The sequence below is a fragment of the Faecalibacterium sp. OF03-6AC genome, assembly GCF_003478175.1.
GTDB classification, from domain to species: domain Bacteria; phylum Bacillota; class Clostridia; order Oscillospirales; family Ruminococcaceae; genus Faecalibacterium; species Faecalibacterium taiwanense.
Window position 1 is genome coordinate 32,877 of record NZ_QUEN01000010.1, and the last position, 18,531, is coordinate 51,407.

At 57.8% G+C, this 18,531-nt stretch carries 18 protein-coding genes and 1 riboswitch; of the genes, 14 read left to right on the forward strand and 4 right to left on the reverse strand.

Features of this window, described 5'->3' with window-relative positions; translation table 11 throughout:
* Positions 1-15 precede the first annotated feature (15 nt).
* On the reverse strand, positions 16-1,296 hold the full coding sequence (gene brnQ, locus DXA66_RS11225) for a branched-chain amino acid transport system II carrier protein (protein ID WP_118528990.1): 1,281 nt from the start codon (positions 1,294-1,296) through the stop codon (positions 16-18).
* 239 nt (positions 1,297-1,535) lie between these two features.
* Between brnQ and DXA66_RS11230 the strand changes: the two genes are divergently transcribed.
* Entirely contained in the window at positions 1,536-2,303 is a 768-nt protein-coding gene (locus DXA66_RS11230) for an ABC transporter permease (RefSeq protein WP_118528992.1), read from the forward strand.
* Positions 2,297-2,872, forward strand: a complete 576-nt coding sequence (locus tag DXA66_RS11235; protein WP_118528994.1) for an ATP-binding cassette domain-containing protein — start codon at positions 2,297-2,299, stop codon at positions 2,870-2,872. Before DXA66_RS11230 ends, DXA66_RS11235 begins: the two co-directional genes overlap by 7 nt.
* 112 nt (positions 2,873-2,984) lie before the next feature.
* Here DXA66_RS11235 and DXA66_RS11240 read toward each other — a convergent pair whose 3' ends face one another.
* Both DXA66_RS11240 and DXA66_RS11245 read right to left on the reverse strand, forming a co-directional pair.
* Positions 2,985-3,743, reverse strand: coding sequence for a M23 family metallopeptidase (locus tag DXA66_RS11240; protein WP_187119400.1), 759 nt, complete (start codon positions 3,741-3,743; stop codon positions 2,985-2,987).
* Between the two features lie 326 nt (positions 3,744-4,069).
* Positions 4,070-4,780, reverse strand: coding sequence for a Bax inhibitor-1/YccA family protein (locus DXA66_RS11245; protein WP_118528998.1), 711 nt, complete (start codon positions 4,778-4,780; stop codon positions 4,070-4,072).
* 111 nt (positions 4,781-4,891) lie between these two features.
* Here DXA66_RS11245 and hemW point away from each other — a divergent pair, with 111 nt between their 5' ends.
* The 12 genes from hemW to DXA66_RS11300 all read left to right on the forward strand — a co-directional run bounded on the left by hemW (position 4,892) and on the right by DXA66_RS11300 (position 17,114).
* The gene (gene hemW, locus DXA66_RS11250; RefSeq protein ID WP_118529000.1) at positions 4,892-5,974 is read left to right on the forward strand and encodes a radical SAM family heme chaperone HemW; all 1,083 of its coding nucleotides are present in this window, start codon (positions 4,892-4,894) and stop codon (positions 5,972-5,974) included.
* 86 nt (positions 5,975-6,060) lie between these two features.
* Positions 6,061-7,353 (forward strand): NAD(P)/FAD-dependent oxidoreductase, encoded by a 1,293-nt coding sequence (locus DXA66_RS11255; protein WP_118529002.1) that lies wholly within the window; start codon positions 6,061-6,063, stop codon positions 7,351-7,353.
* Between the two features lie 345 nt (positions 7,354-7,698).
* Entirely contained in the window at positions 7,699-8,376 is a 678-nt protein-coding gene (gene cmk / locus DXA66_RS11260) for a (d)CMP kinase (RefSeq protein WP_118529004.1), read from the forward strand.
* The gene (locus DXA66_RS11265) at positions 8,373-8,984 is read left to right on the forward strand and encodes a 1-acyl-sn-glycerol-3-phosphate acyltransferase (protein WP_005944723.1); all 612 of its coding nucleotides are present in this window, start codon (positions 8,373-8,375) and stop codon (positions 8,982-8,984) included. Before cmk ends, DXA66_RS11265 begins: the two co-directional genes overlap by 4 nt.
* Before the next feature lie 3 nt (positions 8,985-8,987).
* Positions 8,988-10,898, forward strand: coding sequence for a bifunctional 4-hydroxy-3-methylbut-2-enyl diphosphate reductase/30S ribosomal protein S1 (locus tag DXA66_RS11270; protein ID WP_118529006.1), 1,911 nt, complete (start codon positions 8,988-8,990; stop codon positions 10,896-10,898).
* A 248-nt stretch (positions 10,899-11,146) separates the two neighbouring features.
* Positions 11,147-11,767, forward strand: coding sequence for a GtrA family protein (locus DXA66_RS11275; protein ID WP_097776369.1), 621 nt, complete (start codon positions 11,147-11,149; stop codon positions 11,765-11,767).
* A 59-nt stretch (positions 11,768-11,826) separates the two neighbouring features.
* Positions 11,827-11,961, forward strand: coding sequence for a hypothetical protein (locus DXA66_RS14690; RefSeq protein ID WP_005944717.1), 135 nt, complete (start codon positions 11,827-11,829; stop codon positions 11,959-11,961).
* 15 nt (positions 11,962-11,976) lie between these two features.
* The gene (deoC, locus tag DXA66_RS11280; protein WP_118529008.1) at positions 11,977-12,642 is read left to right on the forward strand and encodes a deoxyribose-phosphate aldolase; all 666 of its coding nucleotides are present in this window, start codon (positions 11,977-11,979) and stop codon (positions 12,640-12,642) included.
* A gap of 241 nt (positions 12,643-12,883) precedes the next feature.
* Positions 12,884-14,059: a GGDEF domain-containing protein gene (locus tag DXA66_RS11285; protein WP_118529010.1), complete on the forward strand. Its 1,176-nt coding sequence runs from the start codon at positions 12,884-12,886 to the stop codon at positions 14,057-14,059.
* Positions 14,060-14,135: 76 nt separating this feature from the next.
* Positions 14,136-14,234, forward strand: a riboswitch (SAM riboswitch).
* 118 nt (positions 14,235-14,352) lie between these two features.
* Positions 14,353-15,507: a methionine adenosyltransferase gene (metK, locus tag DXA66_RS11290; RefSeq protein ID WP_097776372.1), complete on the forward strand. Its 1,155-nt coding sequence runs from the start codon at positions 14,353-14,355 to the stop codon at positions 15,505-15,507.
* 86 nt (positions 15,508-15,593) lie between these two features.
* On the forward strand, positions 15,594-15,959 hold the full coding sequence (locus DXA66_RS11295; RefSeq protein WP_118529012.1) for a hypothetical protein: 366 nt from the start codon (positions 15,594-15,596) through the stop codon (positions 15,957-15,959).
* 12 nt (positions 15,960-15,971) lie between these two features.
* Positions 15,972-17,114: a ribose-phosphate pyrophosphokinase gene (locus DXA66_RS11300; RefSeq protein WP_118529014.1), complete on the forward strand. Its 1,143-nt coding sequence runs from the start codon at positions 15,972-15,974 to the stop codon at positions 17,112-17,114.
* Between the two features lie 71 nt (positions 17,115-17,185).
* On the opposite strand, the gene DXA66_RS11305 is transcribed toward DXA66_RS11300, so the two are convergent.
* Positions 17,186-18,520 (reverse strand): MATE family efflux transporter, encoded by a 1,335-nt coding sequence (locus tag DXA66_RS11305; protein WP_118529016.1) that lies wholly within the window; start codon positions 18,518-18,520, stop codon positions 17,186-17,188.
* Positions 18,521-18,531: the final 11 nt, after the last annotated feature.

Here is an 18,531-nt window from a genome sequence, read left to right on the forward strand (position 1 = left end):
GCCTTTCAGGTTATTTTATTGCAGATCAGATTTGTTTAAAAGCAGTCCGGCTGCCAGTCCCACCGCTGCAGGCAGCACCCAGCCAAAGCCTATGCTGCCCAGCGGCAGAGCGTTGGCGGCGGCAGATACTGCCCCCAGCGGCAGCGCAGCGGCGATGCTCTGCAGGGCGGTCAGGCCCATGCACAGCGGATACACCGCCCGGTGCTTTTCAAGGCCCGGCATAAAGGAAAGCAGGATCAGCACGATGGCTGCGGGATAAATGGCGTTCAGCACCGGAGTGGACAGCCGGATGATGGCAGCAAGGCCGAGGTTCGATACCAGCATACTGGCCGCAGCAAAAAAAGCTGCGATGACAGGGTAGGGGATGCGGGGCAGAAGCTGATGAAAATACTGCCCCACGCAGGCGATCAGGCCCACGCAGGTGTTGAAGCATGCGATCACAAAAATGGCTGCGACCAGCACAAGGCCCGCCCGGCCGAACAGCGTTTGCGCCAGAGCGGTAAGCACCTCGGCACCGGTGGCAAGGCCCGGATACACCGTGCCGGTCTCGGCCCCGGCGTGGCCCAGCATGGCGTAGACCACCAGCAGCAGCCCGCCTGCAATAAAACCGGCCCGGATGGTGCCGCCCTCCACGGCACGGCTTTCTGTGACACCCCGGGCGCGGATGTTCAGGGCAATGACCGCGCCAAAATTCAGCCCGGCCAGCGTGTCCATGGTCTGGTAGCCGTACAGGATGCCCTGCACGGCGGGCAGGGCTGCGTACTCTGCGCTGGGTGTGCCGTAGTGTGCCGCCAGCGGATGGATGAGACACCCGGCAAACAGCACCACGATGAGCACGATCAGGCAGGGGCAGAGGATGCGGCCCAGCCAGTCGGTAAGCTTTTCCGGCCGCAGCGCCACCAGAAAGGCCGCTGCAAAAAACAGCACCGAGTAGGCCAGCTGCAACCCGGTACCGCCGCCTATCAGCGGCACCAGCATCTGGAAGGAGGTACTGGCGGTGCGGGGGATGGCAAGGCAGGGCCCGATGGAAAGATACACCAGAATGGTGAACACCATGGCGAACACCGGATGCACCCGGCCGGCAAGCTTGTCCAGACCGCCTGCCCGTGCCACAGCCACCACGCCCGCAATGGGCAGGCCGACGGCGCTGACGGCAAGGCCCGCAAAGGCAGGCCAGAGGCTGGTACCGGCCTGTGCGCCCAGATGCGGCGGGAAGATCAGGTTCCCGGCTCCGAAAAACATGGAAAATAGCGTAAAACTGACCAAAAGCAGGCTTTTGCCGGAGAGCTTCTGCATAGGACAGACACCTCATTTCTTTCCTGCATCAAAGATGACAGAGATTTATACAGTTCAGTTTATCGTTTTATTGATTTCATGTCAAGAAAGAAAAACATGAAGAAAAGTAATGGCAGGCATGATAAGCTCTTATGCATCATGATGCACGGGTCATTGGCGTTTGGAAAAAGATGTGGTATGATACTTATACGATCCGCAGAGCGGAGGCCATTTCAGACCGTCAGGAGCAGGAAAGAACCATGAACCAACACAAACAACTTTTTGAGCGGCTGGCTGCTGCGGCCTTCTGGCTGGCGGTGTGGCAGTGCGCCGCCATGGCGGTGGGACAGGAGGTGTTCCTTGTTTCGCCGGTGCAGGCGGTGCGCACTCTTTTGCAGCTTTTGCCGCAGGCAGAGTTCTGGCAGCGGGTGGGTTTCAGCTCCGGGCGCATTCTGCTGGGTTTTGGGCTGGGCGTGGCCGTAAGCATCGTGCTGGCTGTGGCCGCACAGGCGTGGCACACGGCAGATGTGCTGCTTGCTCCGGTGCTGCAGCTGGTCAAAGCCACGCCGGTGGCAAGCTTTATCATTCTGGCGCTGGTGTGGGTGCGGGGGGCATCGCTTTCGGTGCTCATCAGCTTTTTAATGGTGCTGCCCGTGCTGTACGGTGCGGTGCGCACCGGCATCCAGAGCGCAGACCCACAGCTGTTGGAGATGACGAAGGTGTTTCGCCTTCCGCTGGGCCGACGGCTGCGAGCGGTGTGGCTGCCTGCGGTGCTGCCGGCTTTCCGGCAGGGATGCAGTGTGGCCCTTGGCATCTGCTGGAAGAGCGGCGTTGCCGCTGAGGTGATCGGCCTGCCCAATGGCAGCATCGGCGATGCACTCTACCGGGCCAAGATCACCCTTTCCACCGGGGAGCTGTTCGCATGGACGTTTGTGATCATCCTGCTCAGCGCCGGGTTTGAAAAGCTGTTCCTGCTGCTTCTGGACCGCGTGACCCGCGCTGTGACCGGGGAGGTGCCGCAATGCTGACCATCGAGCATCTGACAAAACAGTTCGGGGAGAAAACACTCTTCCGGGACCTCTGCCTCACGGTGGAAGGCCCGGCGGTGCTGTGGGCCCCCAGCGGCTGGGGCAAGACCACATTGCTGCGCATCCTCATGGGGCTGGAAGAACCCACTTCTGGCATAGTACAGGGCGTTGGCCGGGTGGCAGCAGTGTTTCAGGAAGACCGGCTCTGTCCGCAGCTGACAGCTGTGCAGAACGTGACGCTGGTATTGCCCGGCAGTGCAGAACAATACAAAGAGCAAATCATAAAAGATTTTCAACAGTTTGGCATGGATGCTGCCGCACTGGCCCTGCCTGCCGCACGGCTTTCCGGCGGACAGAAGCGCCGCACGGCTCTGCTGCGGGCTTTGTGGGCCGCCAGCGATACGCTGCTGTTAGACGAACCCTTTACCGGAATGGACCCGGACACCCTTGCCGCTGCTGCGGCGCTGCTGCGGGAGCGCTGCGGAGAAAAGCCTGTCTTGCTGGCTACCCACGACCGCGAAGCCATCCGCCTTCTGGGCTGGCCGGTGGTTGAGCTGGAAAATGCCTGAGCCTGCATCGATCCTATAGAATGAAAAATCGGAAAGACCAGAACGGCCTTTCCGATTTTTTGCTGCTTGGAATATTTTACTGAAAAATACGCAGGGGATACAGCAAACTGCATCAGTTCAGCAGCTTTGCCGGGTCAAGGTACTGCTCACCCTGCAGTACTTCCAGATGGATATGCGTCTCCTCGGCGCATTCGTTGGGAATGCTGCCTGCACGGCCAAGTATCTGGCCCACACTCACTTCATCGCCGGTCTGCACCGTGGGGTCGGCAGTGCCGCACACCCGCCACAGGTGCCCGGTGCTGTCCTCGATGCACACCACACTGCCCCAGCGGCCATCGGTGTCCACGGCGGTCACCTTACCGGCGGCGGGAGCGCACACCTGTGCGTCCTGTGCGCAGGCGTAGTCCACACCGTTGTGGGTGCGCCAGTCGCCCAGCGTTTTGTTATACACCAGTTCATCGCCGCTGTAGGCGTTCAAGACCCTGCCCGAGACGGGCTGCGTGGAGGCAGGCGCTGCTGAACTGCTGGCAGGCGAGGATGCGCCCTGCAGTGCGGAGGGTTCGTGCACCAAACCAGAGCCAGACTGCGCCCCAGAAGAGGACGCAGAGGATGCGGGCTTGGGTACATTTGCCGCAGATTCTGCGACGTCGGTCACGGGCTGCTGCCATACATCGTCCTCCTGTGGGTCAAGGGTGAGCTGCGGCTCCGGTGCAGGTTCTTCCTGCGGGGCCGTCAGGTCGTCGTAGCTCTTTTTCAGTTCATCCCGCACGGTGCGCACTGCCCACACTCCCGCCGCTGCGGCTGCGACGAGACAGGCCAGCAGTGCCAGTGCAAAGCCCCTGCTGCGCAAAAACTTTTTGATCTGCTCCATTGTCGTTACTCCCATCTGCTGCATTGTGTACGCATTGCTTCTGGGCTTAGTGTGGGACAGCAGGGCAGGTTTTATGCACGGAACGATTTAAAATGGCCTCCATTTCATTCTGGCCATAATAGCGGAATTGTATTTATAGTGATGCAGAACCGGTCAGACTGCGGTCTGACCGGTTCTGCGTTTTCATGAGAGGGCCGCAGCCGGAAAATGCATCTTCCCTCTGTGGCCTTCTGTGTTGATACCCAGAGCGAAGCGGAGGATATTCTAAATGATAGTACCAAACAAAAAGGCCCTCCCTTTTCGGGAGAGCCCTTGCAGACCAAAAATCAGTTGCGGCGGCGGCTGTTCATGCCCAACAGGCGTACAACATACAGGAAGATGTTGATGAAGTCCAGATACAACGTCAGTGCGCCGTAGATGGAAGCCTTCTCGGCCAGCTCGCCGTCATAGGCGTAGTAGGAGAACATCTGGCTCAGTTTCTGGGTGTCGTAGGCGGTCAGCAGCATGAACACCACCAGACCGACAGCGCTGTACAGCACCGTAGTAAGGAAGCTCATGCCGAACAGCATGCCCACAAAGCCGGTGATGATGAGCGCGAACAGGCCCATCATCAGCTTGGGACCCCAGCCGGACAGATCCTTGTGGGTAGTAGTGCCGTAGACCGCCATCAGGCCGAAGTACAGCGAGGTGGCAAGGAAGGCCAGCACCAGAGTGCCCAGATCAAATACCAGGAAGTAGTAGCTCAGCACCATGCCGTTGAGCAGTGCATAGGCAAAGAAGGTGGCTCTTGCACCGCCCACCGACATGTTCTGCACGCGGGAGCTGAGCACATACACCAGCACCAGCTCTGCGATGGTGAACACCAGATACAGCGAGTTGACAACGTACAGCAGCGGGGTAGCGGCTGTAACGAACGCCGCTGCAAAGGTGATGAGCAGGCCTACCGCCATCCAGCGGTAGGTGCGGTTCATATAGTCAGCCGAGGTCATGGCAGGCTCCGTGTATCCTCGATCGTAACCATTGTAATTGTAATCCATATGGGACTCCTCCAGTCTCTTTCTGCCGGAACACTTTTTCCTTGCTCCGGTCTACGGAATATAGTATACTGCATAGAAATGAACGTTTCATGAAAAAGGCTGTGATATTGTATGTCTCTTGGGCTTTATTTACACATTCCGTACTGTTTTTCCAAATGCAGATACTGCGATTTCTATTCCCATCCCGGTGAGCGCGGCGTACCGGAAGCTTATGTGAATGCTCTTTTGCGGGAGCTTTCCCGCTTTGCGCCGGAAGCACCTCTGCAGCCGGACACCCTTTATTTTGGCGGCGGCACGCCCAGCCTGCTGCGCCCGGAGCAGGCAAAACGGCTGATTGATGCGGCCCGGCCGATGCCGGGGGCCGAGATCACACTGGAAGCAAACCCGGAGACGGTGACGGAAGAAAGCCTTGCAGGCTTCCGGGAGGCGGGAGTGAACCGTATCTCCTTCGGGGTGCAGTCTGCCCGGGATACCCAGCTGCGCACGCTTGGCAGGCCGCATACGGCAAAACAGGCGCGGGCTGCCTTTGCCGCCGCCCGGCGGGCAGGTTTTGCGAACATCAGCGGCGACATCATGCTGGCACTGCCGCACTACACCGAAGCCGAGTTTGACGAAACGCTGGAACTGATCGAGGGTGGTGGGGCTACCCATATTTCGGCATATCTGCTGAAGATCGAGCAGGATTCGGCCTTTGGAAAGCATCCACCCGAAGGCCTGCCCACCGGCGATGAAGCCGCCGATTTTTACCTTTATGCAGTGGAACAGCTGGAACACCACGGCTACAAACAGTACGAGATTTCCAACTTTGCAAAGCCCGGCTATGAGGGCAGACACAACCTCATTTACTGGGACTGCGGCGACTATCTGGGCCTTGGCCCGGCGGCGCACTCCTGCATGGGCGGCAGACGGTTCTACTACCCGCCGGACACCGCCGCTTTCCTGAACGATGCCGCCGCCCCGGTGATGGACGGCAGCTGCGGCGCAGAGGACTACCTTATTTTACAGCTGCGTCTGCGCAAAGGCCTTTCGCTGGATGCATACAAAAAACTTTACGGGAAAGAATTTTCCACCGCACAGCTGGCTTTTGTGCAAAACTGCGTCCAGGCAGGCTATGCAAGCTTTGACGGCCGCACCCTTGCCCTGACCCCGGCGGGTCTCATCGTGCAGAACAGCATCCTTGCCCAGCTGTTGTAATTGGCAGAAATACGGCAACACATTGCTTTTGTGTGTCGATTCTGGTATGATATACTCGTATTATTAGGCGATGGGAGAGAAAACGGATGGCGAAAGTATTGATCGTCGGCGCAGGCGCGGCGGGCTTGATGGCGGCGGGTGCCGCCGTGCAGCAGGGGCATCAGGTGACGGTGCTGGAACACATGGACAAGCCCGGCCAGAAGATCCTTGTCACCGGCAAGGGCCGTTGCAATGTGACCAACGACTGCCCGGCAGAGGAATTTCTGCGCCATGTGCGCACCAACCCGCGCTTTCTGTATTCATCGCTGGGGGCTTTCCCGCCCGCAAAGACTATGGAACTGTTCGAGGGCCTTGGCGTGGAGCTGAAGGTGGAGCGCGGCCGCCGGGTGTTTCCAGTATCCGACAAGGCCGAGGAGATCCGGCAGGCTCTTTTGCGCTATGCGCAGGATGCTGAACTCGTGCATGACGGCGCGAAAAAGCTGCTATTGGAAGAGGTAACACCGGAGCCGGAAGCAGCTCCCGCCGCACCGGAAAACCCGCGCCACCCCAAAAGGAAAAAGGCAGGCCCGGCACTGCGGTGCATCGGTGTGCGGGGCACCTCCGGCCGGGAGTACCGGGCGGATGCCGTGCTGGTGGCCACCGGCGGCGTGAGCTACCCCACCACCGGCTCTACCGGCGACGGCTACAAACTGGCCCAGCAGGCCGGGCACACCCTCATCGAGCCGGTGCCCAGTCTGGTCAGTCTTGTGAGCCATGACGCGGACTGCAAAAAGATGATGGGCTTGGCGCTGAAAAACGTCACCCTGACCCTGTTCGAGGACGGCAAGGCCATTTTTGACGAGCAGGGCGAAATGCTGTTCACTCATTTTGGCATCAGCGGCCCGCTGACTTTGAGCGCCTCCAGCCATCTGGGCGACATGAAAAAACACAAGTATCATGCGGAGATCGACCTGAAGCCAGCCCTCAGCGAGGAGCAGCTTTACGACCGCATCACGCGGGATTTTGCCCTGCTGGCAAACCATGCAGCGCAGGGCGCGCTGGTAAAGCTTTTGCCGTCCAGTATGCAGCCGGTGATGGTGGCGCGCTGGGGCATCGACCCGGCTACCAAGGCAAACCAGATCACCCGGGAGCAGAAGAGGGAGCTGGTGCAGCTGATGAAGCACTGGCGGGTGTCCATTGATGCCCGGGGCGATCTGGCCCACGCGGTGATCACCAGCGGCGGCGTGTCCGTGCGCGAGGTAGACCCCAGGACGATGCAGAGCAAAAAGGCGATGGGCCTTTACTTTGCAGGCGAAGTGCTGGATGTGGATGCCTATACCGGCGGCTACAACCTGCAGATCGCCTTCTGCACTGCACAGGCATTTGCAAATAATCTGTAATTACAGATAAAACAATTTTAAATGCCCTCCGCGCTGCTCTGGGCATATTTATTGGAATAGATTTTTTTGATTTGTATTTTGAAAACGACTGCGGTCGTTTTCAAAATACGTTTTCACAAAAAGAGTTGTTGCCGGGATAGTCTCACAGACCGCTGCGCAACTGTTCCTGAAGGGAACGAGCAGCAATGCAGTTCTCCGTTACGGCCCCATCCGGTGAAAATGTGTTTGGAACGCTCCGCAGAGCGCGACAAACACAAAAATATTAAAATGATTTTCCGCTGAAGATGGCCACAGCGCATGCGGAGGCCATTTTAAATCGTTCAGTTTAAAAAGGAGAGATACAATATGGTATCTGTTGCGATCGACGGGCCTGCAGGCGCAGGCAAATCCACGCTGGCACGCCGTCTGGCGGCTGAGCTGGGCTATATTTATGTGGATACCGGTGCCATGTACCGCGCCATCGGCCTGTATGCCCTGCGTGCGGGCAAGGACCCCAAGGACAACGCAGCGGTCAACGCGCTGCTTCCCCAGATCGAGCTGCGGCTGGCCTCCATTGAGGGCGAGCAGCACATTTATTTAAAGGAAGAGGATGTGAGCACCGCCATCCGCACCGAGGCCGCAGGTATGGCTGCCTCTGCCGTGGGCGCAAACCCGGCTGTGCGCGCCTTTCTGCTGGAACTGCAGCGGGATATGGCCCAAAAGCAGGACGTGCTGATGGACGGCCGCGACATCGGCACGGTGGTGCTGCCGGATGCCATGGTGAAGATCTTCCTCACCGCCACGCCGGAAGCCCGCGCCACACGCAGGTGGAAAGAGTATCAGGCCAAAGGCATCGATACTCCCTATGAAGAGGTGCTGGCCGACGTGAAGCAGCGGGACTATCAGGACACCCACCGTGCCGCTGCACCCCTGAAGCGGGCGGACGATGCCGTGCTGCTGGATACTTCGGAGCTGGATTTTGAACAGAGCCTTGCTGCAATGAAGAAGATCATTGCAGAGAAAGTGAATCAAACGATAAAATGATATTATATTACATCTTAGTGCCCTTTGCGTGGCTTTTGTGGCATATCGGCTTCCGCATCCATGTAGAGGGCCGCGAAAACCTGAAAAAGGTGCAGACAAAGGGCTGCATCCTTGCGCCCACCCATGTCTCCGCCATCGACCCGGTGTTCATCGTGGTCACCCGGTGGGGCAGGCGGATGATCGTGTTCGCCAAGAAGGAACTGTTCGAGATCAACGCCCTGCTCACATGGTTCTTCCGCTGCTGCGGCGCGGTGTGCGTGCGCGGCACAAAGGATGAAATGGCTGCCATTGAGCAGACCGTAGAAAAGTGCAGAAACGGCGAAACACTGCTCATCTTCCCGGAGGGCACCCGCGAAAAGGACGGGAAGCTTCTGCCGCCCAAGAGCGGACTGTTCGTCATTGCGGCGGGGGCCGGGGTGGACGTAGTGCCCTGCCGCATCCTGTACGATACGCCGGATGGAAAGATGCACCTGTTCTGCAAAGTACGGGTGATCTACGGCGAGCCGATGCCTGCAGAGCAGTTTGCTATGGAGAGCCGCCGCGACACCAAAAAGCTGCGTGCCAACAAGCAGGCCCTGCTGGATGCGTGGGAAAAGATGGGGGCGTAAAAGATGGAGATCCGAGTTGCCAAAACGGCGGGGTTCTGCTTTGGTGTCAAGCGGGCGGTGGACCTGACCTATGGCCTGCTGAACGAAGGCTGCAAGGTGGCCACCCTCGGCCCGCTGATCCATAACCCGCAGGCTGTGGAGGATATGCAGAAAAAGGGTGCCCTTGTGGCGGATGCCATCGCCGATGTGCCCGCCGGGTACGAGGCGGTCATCCGCAGCCACGGTGTGCCGCGCACTGTGTACGACGAGCTGGATGCGCGCGGCATCACTTACCATGATGCCACCTGCCCCTTCGTGCAGAAGATCCAGCGCATTGCCGCCGAGGCCGAAAAGGCGGGGGCGGTGCTGCTGGTGGCAGGCGACAAGACCCATCCGGAGGTGCAGGGGATCGTGGGCCACACCCGCGGAGAGGTGTTCGTTTTTGCCGATCTGGCCGAGTTGAAGGCATGGAAAGGCCCCTCTGACCCGCAAAAACCCCTGTTTGCAGTTGCACAGACCACATTTCAGGTTACAAAATGGCAAGAAAGTTCGGAGTTTCTCAAAAAAGCCTATACAAACGCCCGAATTTTTGATACAATATGTAATGCGACGTGGGCGAGGCAACAGGAAGCGGAAGACCTCAGCCAAAAATGCGACATCGTTGTTGTCATTGGCGGTCATCATTCTTCCAATACCCAAAAGCTGGTACAGGTCGCCGCAAAACACACGCGTGCCGTAACGGTCGAGACAGCGAGCGAACTTCGGCCGGAATGGTTTGCAGATGTTAAAGTGGCGGGCGTGACAGCCGGGGCTTCAACGCCATCGTCTATTATTGAGGAGGTACTTAACAGTATGAGCGCAGAAATCAATGACAGCATGAGCTTTGAGGAGATGCTGAATGCATCCGAGGAAAAGCGTGTTCATGCAGGCAGTATTGTGAAAGGAATCGTGACCAGCATCTCTGCCAACGAGATCCAGGTGGATATCGGAGCGAAGCAGACCGGCTTTGTCAAGCTGAGCGAGCTGACCGATGATTCCTCCGCCAAGGTCGAAGACCTGGTGAAGGTTGGCGATGAGCTGGACCTCATCGTCGAGAAGGTTATGGATCAGGATGGCGTCATCCAGCTCTCCCGCAAGAAGCTCGCATCTCGCAAGGGCATGGAAGAGATCGCTAAGGCCGCTGAGTCCGGCGAGGTCGTCGAGGGCGATGTCACCGAGTTCAACAAGGGCGGCGTTGTGGTCAACGTCAAGGGTGTCAAGGTGTTCGTTCCTCGTTCTCAGGCTACTATGCGCCGTGATGAGGACTACACCGCTCTGGTTGGCCAGCACGTTCAGCTGGTTGTCACCGAGTGCTCCGGCCGCAAGATCGTCGGCAGCATCAACAAGGTGACCGCTGAGCAGAACAAGGCAAAGCGTGAAGAGTTCTGGGCAAACGTTGAGGTGGGCAAGACCTACACCGGCGTTGTCAAGAGCCTGACTTCTTACGGTGCATTCGTCGATATCGGCGGTGTGGACGGTCTGTGCCACATCAGCGAGCTGAGCTGGAACCGCATCAAGCATCCTTCCGAGGTCGTCTCCGTTGGCGACACCATCGAGGTGTATGTGAAGGACATCGACACCGAGAACCACAAGGTCTCTCTGGGCTACAAGAAGGCCGAGGACAACCCCTGGGAGCAGCTGAAGAACAACTACCCCATCGGCAGCACCTTCCATGCTCCGGTCGTCTCCCTGACCAAGTTCGGTGCATTCGTCCGCATCCTGCCGGGTGTGGATGGTCTGGTCCACATCAGCGAGATCAGCAATGACCGCGTTGAGAAGGTCTCTGACGCACTGAAGGTCGGCGATATGGTCGATGTGAAGCTGCTGGATGTGGACTTCGACAAGAAGCGCATCAGCCTGTCTATGAAGGCCCTGCTGAACGACGACGCTGAGTAATCAGCCTTTCGTTCGGAAGAAAAGCTTCTGACACAATGCGATCAACAGCCCCGTTGCCGGGAAAACGGCGGCGGGGCTGTTTTTGTTAAGGGAGAAACCCTTCTCAGTCACGGCTTGCGCCGCGACAGCTCTCCCGAAGGGCGAGCTTTTAACAGTGAGCAAAAAAGTTTGAGGAAAACTGACAAAACCTCTCCCTTTCGGGAGAGGTGGACGCGAACAACGTGAGCGGACGGAGAGGGTTATTTTTTATGATAAAATTTTTCAAGAAACACTGGGAAGTGCTGAGCTATCTGGTTTTCGGTGTGCTGTGCACCCTGCTGAACATTGTGCTGTATGCGCTGTTCAACAAGCTGTTCGGCTATACAGCCGCCAACAGCTGGGGCAATGTGCTGGATAACATCATCTGCATCTTGTTTGCCTACTGCACCAACCGCGCCTTTGTGTTCCACAGCAAAACGCAGGGCAAGGCCATGGCGAGAGAATTTGGTGCATTTGTCACCTGTCGTCTGGGTACAATGCTGCTGGACACCGCAATTATGCTGGTGCTGGGCAATCTGCTGGCTGCGCAGGGTGCAGCGCTGATGGACGAGCTGATGCAGGGGGTGCTGAGCGTGGTGGCCCACTGGCTTAGCCCGGATACGGCCATCCAGATGGCAGCCTCCTATGCAGGCACACCGGCGGGGGTCACGGATGGCTCTGCCGCCATTGCCGTCATCGGCGGTGCAGACGGCCCCACGGCGATCTTCGTTACCAGCCGCTACAATGCGCAGGCACTGTGGGGCCTTGCCGTGAAGGTCTTTTCCAATGTACTGGTGATCGTGCTGAACTATGTGTTCAGCAAGCTGATCATCTTTAAAAATCGCAAGTGAGATATTTTCTCTGCCGCAGGTGGAGAAAATATCCAATATAATTTAGGAGGTACGGTTTTATGAAGCGTGGTCTGAAAGGTTTTGCATTTCTGGTCTCCGGTCTGGTGCTGGGCATCATTGGTGCAACGGTCTCTGCAACTGCAATTGCCCTGAGTGCTGTCGGCATGGCAAAGGTGCGCCGTGCCAGCAAGTAAAAAGGAGAAACAAACATGACTCGTGAAGAAATTCTCTCCCATGTCGATCACACCCTGCTGAAGCCGGAGGCCACCTGGCCCCAGATCCAGACCCTGTGTGACGAAGCCATTGCCAACCACACCGCATCCGTCTGCATCAACACCTGCTACGTCAGGCAGGCTGTGGAGTACATGGCGGGCCGCATCCCGGTATGCTGCGTGGTAGGCTTCCCTCTGGGTGCCATGGATACCGCCAGCAAGGCGTTTGAAGCCAAGACTGCCATTGAGAATGGTGCCGCCGAGGTGGATATGGTCATCAACATCGGCCGCCTGAAGAACAAGGAGTACGATGCCGTGCGCGAGGACATCCGCGCCGTGAAGCAGGCGGTGGGCGACAAGGTCCTGAAGGTCATCATCGAGACCTGCCTGCTGACCGACGAGGAAAAGGAAAAGATGTGCGATATCGTCTGCGAGGCAGGCGCTGACTACATCAAGACCAGCACCGGCTTCTCCACTGCCGGTGCCAACTTCCACGATGTGGAGCTGATGGTCAAGGGCGTGCATGGCCGCTGCAAGGTCAAGGCTGCCGGCGGCATCTCCACCGTGGAGGATATGGAGACCTTCCTGGCGCTGGGTGCTGACCGTCTGGGAACCTCCCGCGCTGTCAAAATTCTGAACGGCGAGCAGGCAAAGGGCTATTGATCTTTCTGCGAAAAAATGCAATTATAAATAATATTTCCGCAGAACAGAATCAGAGCACACGCGGAGGCTGTTCTGGATCGTCTGGCTTTCCCAAGGGCCGCTGCACAAATTGCTGTGCAGCGGCCTTTTTGCGCCCAAGTCTTGCAAGCGGGGCACAGCAGGGTGTATAATACAGATAGATCCTGTATAAAACAGGAGGCTGTCTGCCTTATGGGGTAAGGCGGGCAGAAGAGGAAATGCAATGAATATACCCGAGATCCTTGTGGCCAATGGCACAGGGGCGGTGCTGGTATGCTTTCTGCTTTTACTGCGGGTGCGCGGCGAGAGTAAAAACAGCGTGGGAACAGCGCTGTTCTGCCGGATTCTGGTGGTGACGCTGCTGGCACAGGCCACAGAGACGATCAGCTTTCTGCTGGACGGCGTGCCCGGCGCGGCAAGCCGGTTCTGGCTGTACCTGACCAACACCGTCTGCACCGGCGCTACCGTGTGCGTGGGCTATGCGTGGTGCTTGTATGTGGACTTCCGGGTCTACCGCAGCACCGGACGCCTGCGCAGAAGGCATCTGCTGCTGGGCGTGCCGCTGCTGGCTGTTCTGGCGCTGCTGGCGGCGAACCTTTTCGGCACAGGATGGATCTTTACCATCTCCGCGGACAACGTTTACCATCGCGGTCCGCTGAACAGTTTGCTTTACCTGCTGCTGTTCGGCTATTATGCCGAGAGCGTGTGGCAGGTGCATAAGGCCAGGCGCGATGGCGTTACGGTGGAGTTTTTCCCGGTGTACTATTTTGTGATCACCTGTGCGGTGGGCACGGTGCTGCAGGGCGCGTTCTACGGTATGGCCTTCGGCTGGCTGTCAGTAGCCATCGCCTTTGTGTTTGTGGACAGTCAGACCCGGAGCCTGCGAGGTTATACCGATGAACTGTCCGGTCTGTTTGGGCGCAAGTACATGAACTACTGTCTGGAGCACATCTACGCCACACAGGAGAAGGACGTTTACGGCATCATGATGGACGTGAACTGCTTCAAGGAGATCAACGACACCTACGGTCACGCCGAGGGCGACCGGGCGATCCAGGAGATCGGTCACATCCTGTCCGGGGCGCTGGTGGCAAACTCGGTAGCCATCCGCATGAGCGGCGATGAGTTCATGGTGCTGATCCGGCACGGTTCGGAGGAGATCATGGATAAGACCTGTGCCGCCATCGAGCAGCGGGTGCAGCGCTATAACGCCGCCGCCCCGGCGGGCAGCTTTCAGCTGTCTTTCTCCACCGGTGTGGCAAAGTATGAGGGCGGCAGCGTGGAGAAATTTCTGGTGGAACTGGACGAGCGGATGTATGCGGAAAAGCGCGCCTTCCACGCTGCCCGGAACGGCCATGCTGCACCGGAGCAGGGGAACGCTCCATCAATTTCAGAATAATGTCTAAAAAGAGTGATACTCTTCTTGACAATCTGACGAAGCAATGATAGAATACTGAACGTACCAACTGAATACCGACTTATCAAGAGCGGCTGAGGGGACAGGCCCTGTGAAGCCCGACAACCTGCGCGTGAGCGCAAGGTGCCAAATCCTGCGGGAAACCGAGAGATAAGAGTGCAACGCTCAGAGCTTTCGGGCTCTGGGCGCTTTTATTTTTCGCGCAAAAAAGCTTGAACGGAATGTTGGAGCAAGAAATACACACCCTGCTGTAAAAACTTTAGGAGGCAAAACAAATGGCAAGACACCTGTTTACTTCTGAGTCCGTCACCGAAGGACATCCCGACAAGATCTGCGACCAGATCTCGGATGCCATTCTGGACGAGATCCTGACCCACGACCCCAATGCCCGCGTGGCCTGCGAGACCTGCGCATCCACCGGCCTTGTCCACATCATGGGCGAGATCACCACCAATTGCTATGTGGATTTCCAGAAGGTCGTCCGCGAGGTGGTGGCAGATATCGGCTACACCCGCGCAAAGTTTGGCTTTGATGCCGACACCTGTGCCGTCATCTCCAACATCGACGGCCAGAGCCCCGACATCGCACTGGGCACCAACGATCAGGTGGGCGGTGCAGGCGATCAGGGTATGATGTTCGGCTATGCCTGCGATGAGACCCCGGAGCTGATGCCTATGCCCATCAGTCTGGCTCACAAGCTGGCAAAGCGCCTGACCGAGGTGCGCAAGAACGGCGAGATGGACTACCTGCGTCCGGATGGCAAGAGCCAGGTCACTGTGGAGTACGATGAGAACAACAAGCCCGTGCGTGTGGATGCTGTGGTCATCTCCAGCCAGCACAGCGAGAGCGTCAGCATGGAACAGCTGCGCGCCGATGTGATGGAGAAGGTCATCAAGGCCACCATCCCTGCCGAGCTGCTGGACGAGAACACCAAATACTACATTAACCCCACCGGCCGATTCGTTGTGGGCGGCCCGCAGGGTGACACCGGCCTGACCGGCCGCAAGATCATCGTGGACACCTACGGCGGCTATGCCCGTCACGGCGGCGGCGCCTTCTCCGGCAAGGACCCCAGCAAGGTGGACCGCAGCGCAGCCTATGCGACCCGCTGGGTGGCAAAGAACATCGTGGCTGCAGGTCTTGCCAAGCAGTGCGAAGTGCAGGTGGCATATGCTATCGGCGTGGCAAAGCCTGTGTCCATCATGGTAGATACCTTCGGCACCGGCACCGTCTCGGATGAGAAGATCGAGCAGGCTGTGGAGAAGGTGTTCGATCTGACCCCCGCCGCCATCATCCGCGAACTCGACCTGCGCAAGCCCATCTACCGCAAGCTGGCTGCATACGGCCACATGGGCCGCGAGGATCTGGGCGTGAAGTGGGAGAACACCGACCGCGTGGATGCGCTGAAGGCTGCTGTTGCTGCTTTGTAAGCGGAACACAAAAGCACCGATCACTGTCATATAAAATAAGAAGGCATCTGCAACGATCGCTTCTGAGTTTCAGAAGAGCAGCGAATTTGTTGCAGGTGCCTTTGTTTTTAGCGGGTTTGTCAGAGGGTACAAATGGGCGAAAACAGCAGAATCTCCGCTGCCTGACACACTGCATTTTTGTCTCCCGGAAGAACGATCCCGGGAGGCTGCTCAGGCAAAGAAAAGTCCTACTTTTCCGCGAAAATCAGCCGAAATTTGCGAAATGGCAAAGAATTGGCTGTCTTTTTGTCGAAAACACACAGTCTCTGTTTGAAAAAGGTAAAACAGATGTGCAAGGCGCAGAAAATGTGAAGGTGAAACAAATTGATATGGCGCAAATGTCAAATTGTGATAAAATAAAAGTAGATATGCACTTTCGTGTGACGATCATTCGGATTGTACAGCAGCAATAAGGAGTTGTGATTATGTCCATTGAAATTTCCCCGAAGTCGTTCTTTGAGCAGCCCAGCGTGGCGGATATGCGCCTCATCGCCTGCCCCGGTGCGGAGGAACTTACCGGCCTGATCGATAAGCACCTGACCCGCTGGGCCAGAGAAGCCGGCATCGATAAGGAGACCTTTATCATCCCCTGCGACTGCCCCCGCTTCCAGAGCGGTGATGCCAAGGGTCTGGTGAAGGAGTCTGTGCGCGGCGACGATATCTTCATCGTGGTCGATCCCGGCAACTACAGTGTGACCTACAAGCTGTTCAACTACGAGAACCACATGTCTCCGGACGATCACTTCGCCAACCTGAAGCGCCTGATCCAGGCGGTGGCCGGCAAGGCACACCGTGTGTCGGTCATTATGCCCAGCCTGTACGGCGGCCGTCAGCATCGCCGTGTGGTGCGCGAAAGTCTGGACTGCGCTGTGGCCCTGCAGGAGCTGCAGACCATGGGTGTGCGCAACATCATCACCTTTGATGCTCACGATCCCCGCGTGCAGAACGCTGTGCCCCTGATGAGCTTTGATAACGCAATGCCCACCTATCAGGTGCTCAAGAGCCTGCTGAAGAAGGACCCGGACATCTCCTTTGATAAGAGCAAGTTTACCGTGGTCAGCCCGGACGAGGGCGCTATGAACCGCAACATGTACTTCTCCAGCGTGCTGGGCTGCAATCTGGGCATGTTCTACAAGCGCCGCGATTACACCCGCGTGGTGAACGGCCGCAACCCCATTGTTGCCCACGAGTATCTGGGCGAGAGCGTGGAGGGCAAGACCGTCTTCATCGCGGACGATATCATTGCTTCCGGCGAGAGCATGCTGGAGGTCGCCGGCAACCTGAAGGAGCGCGGTGCAGGCCGCATCATTGCAAACGCTACCTTCCCCCTGTTCACCAGCGGTCTGGAGAAGTTCGACAAGGCTGTGGCCGAGGGCAAGCTGACCTATGTTGTGGGCACCAACCTGACCTACCGTATGCCTGAGCTGCTCACCCGTGACTGGTATGTGGATGTGGATGTTTCCAAGTACGCTGCATACTTTGTGGTGGCTCTGAACCACGACATGTCTGTTTCCAGCATCATCGATCCGCTGAAGAAGATCGAGAACCTGCTGGCAAGCCGCAAGTAAGTTTAATACGAAAAAGGCTCTGCATCCTTGCGATGCAGAGCCTTTTTCGTATCACAAATCCAATAAAACGATCATAATTCGTCTCCATGGCTGCGCAGATACCGCACCAGCATGGGCAGCTCGTAGAGCAGCATGACGACCCAGCCCACCGCATAGCTGTAAGGTAGAGCTTCGATCTCCATTTTCCACACCAGCACGAACACCGCAGCTGCCGCCACACGGAACACCATGTTGAAGGTGCTGGACACCAGCGTGACCTTCAGATCGCCAATGCCGCGGAAGAAGCCCTGAATGCCATTGGTGGCTGCGGGCATCAGGTAGAACAGGGAAACCGTGCGCAGGAAGCGCACGCCCAGATGGATGACCTCCGGGTCGGTGACGAACAGCTTCATGATAAAGGGTGCACCGGCAAAGCATACAACGGCGATCAGCACGCCGTAAGCGGCTTCGATGCGCATACCGCAGTGGAAGCCCTGCTTCACACGGTCGTGCTTGCCGGCACCCCGGTTCTGCGCCATGAGGGTGGTCATGGCGTGGCCGATGTTCTGCTGCGGGGTATAGGCAAAGTCGTCAATGCGGGAAGCAGCGGTAAAGGCGGCCATGGCGTTGACACCCATGGTGTTCACGATGGCCTGCACCGCGATCTTGCCAAGCTGCACGGTGGCTTGCTGCATGGCGCTGGCCCAGCCGTAGCTGACGGTTTTGCGCAGCAGACTGCCGTCGAATACCAGCCAACGGCGGCCCAGCTGCAGCACGGGAACTTTCCAGCGGATGTACAGCACGCACAGCACACAGCACATGGCCTCGCTGAGGACGGTGGACAGGGCACAGCCCTCGCTGCCCCAGTTCAGCACCTGCACAAAGAACAGGTCGCCGCCGATGTTCAGCACAGAGCTGATCATCAGGAAATACAGGGCACTCTTGCTGTCGCCCAGTGCACGCATGGTGGCGGCAAGGAAGTTATAGAAGAAGGTGAAGATCAGGCCTGCAAACACGATGCGCAGGTAGCTGACCGCAATGGGCAGGATATCGGCGGGCACCTGCATTAGCCGCAGCAGGGGCGTGGCCAGAACGACGCATGCTGCCGAGAACGCCAGCGAGAACACGGTGCCTGCAATGGCGGTGGTGGACACCTGACGCTCCATCAGCTGGGTGTCGCCTGCGCCAAAGGCAGTGCTGACCAGAATGCCGGCACCCAGACACATGCCGTTGATAAACAGGATGGCAAGGGTCATGAGCGGGTTGGAAGTGCCGACGGCGGCAAGAGCTTCCTCGCCCACGAACTTGCCCACGATGATGCTGTCGGCGGCGTTGTAGGTGAGCTGGAACAGGTTGCCAAGTACCAGCGGAATGGTAAAACGGATCAGGAGCGGTGTAATGGCTCCCTTTGTCATGTCGTTTGTCATGGAAACTCTAT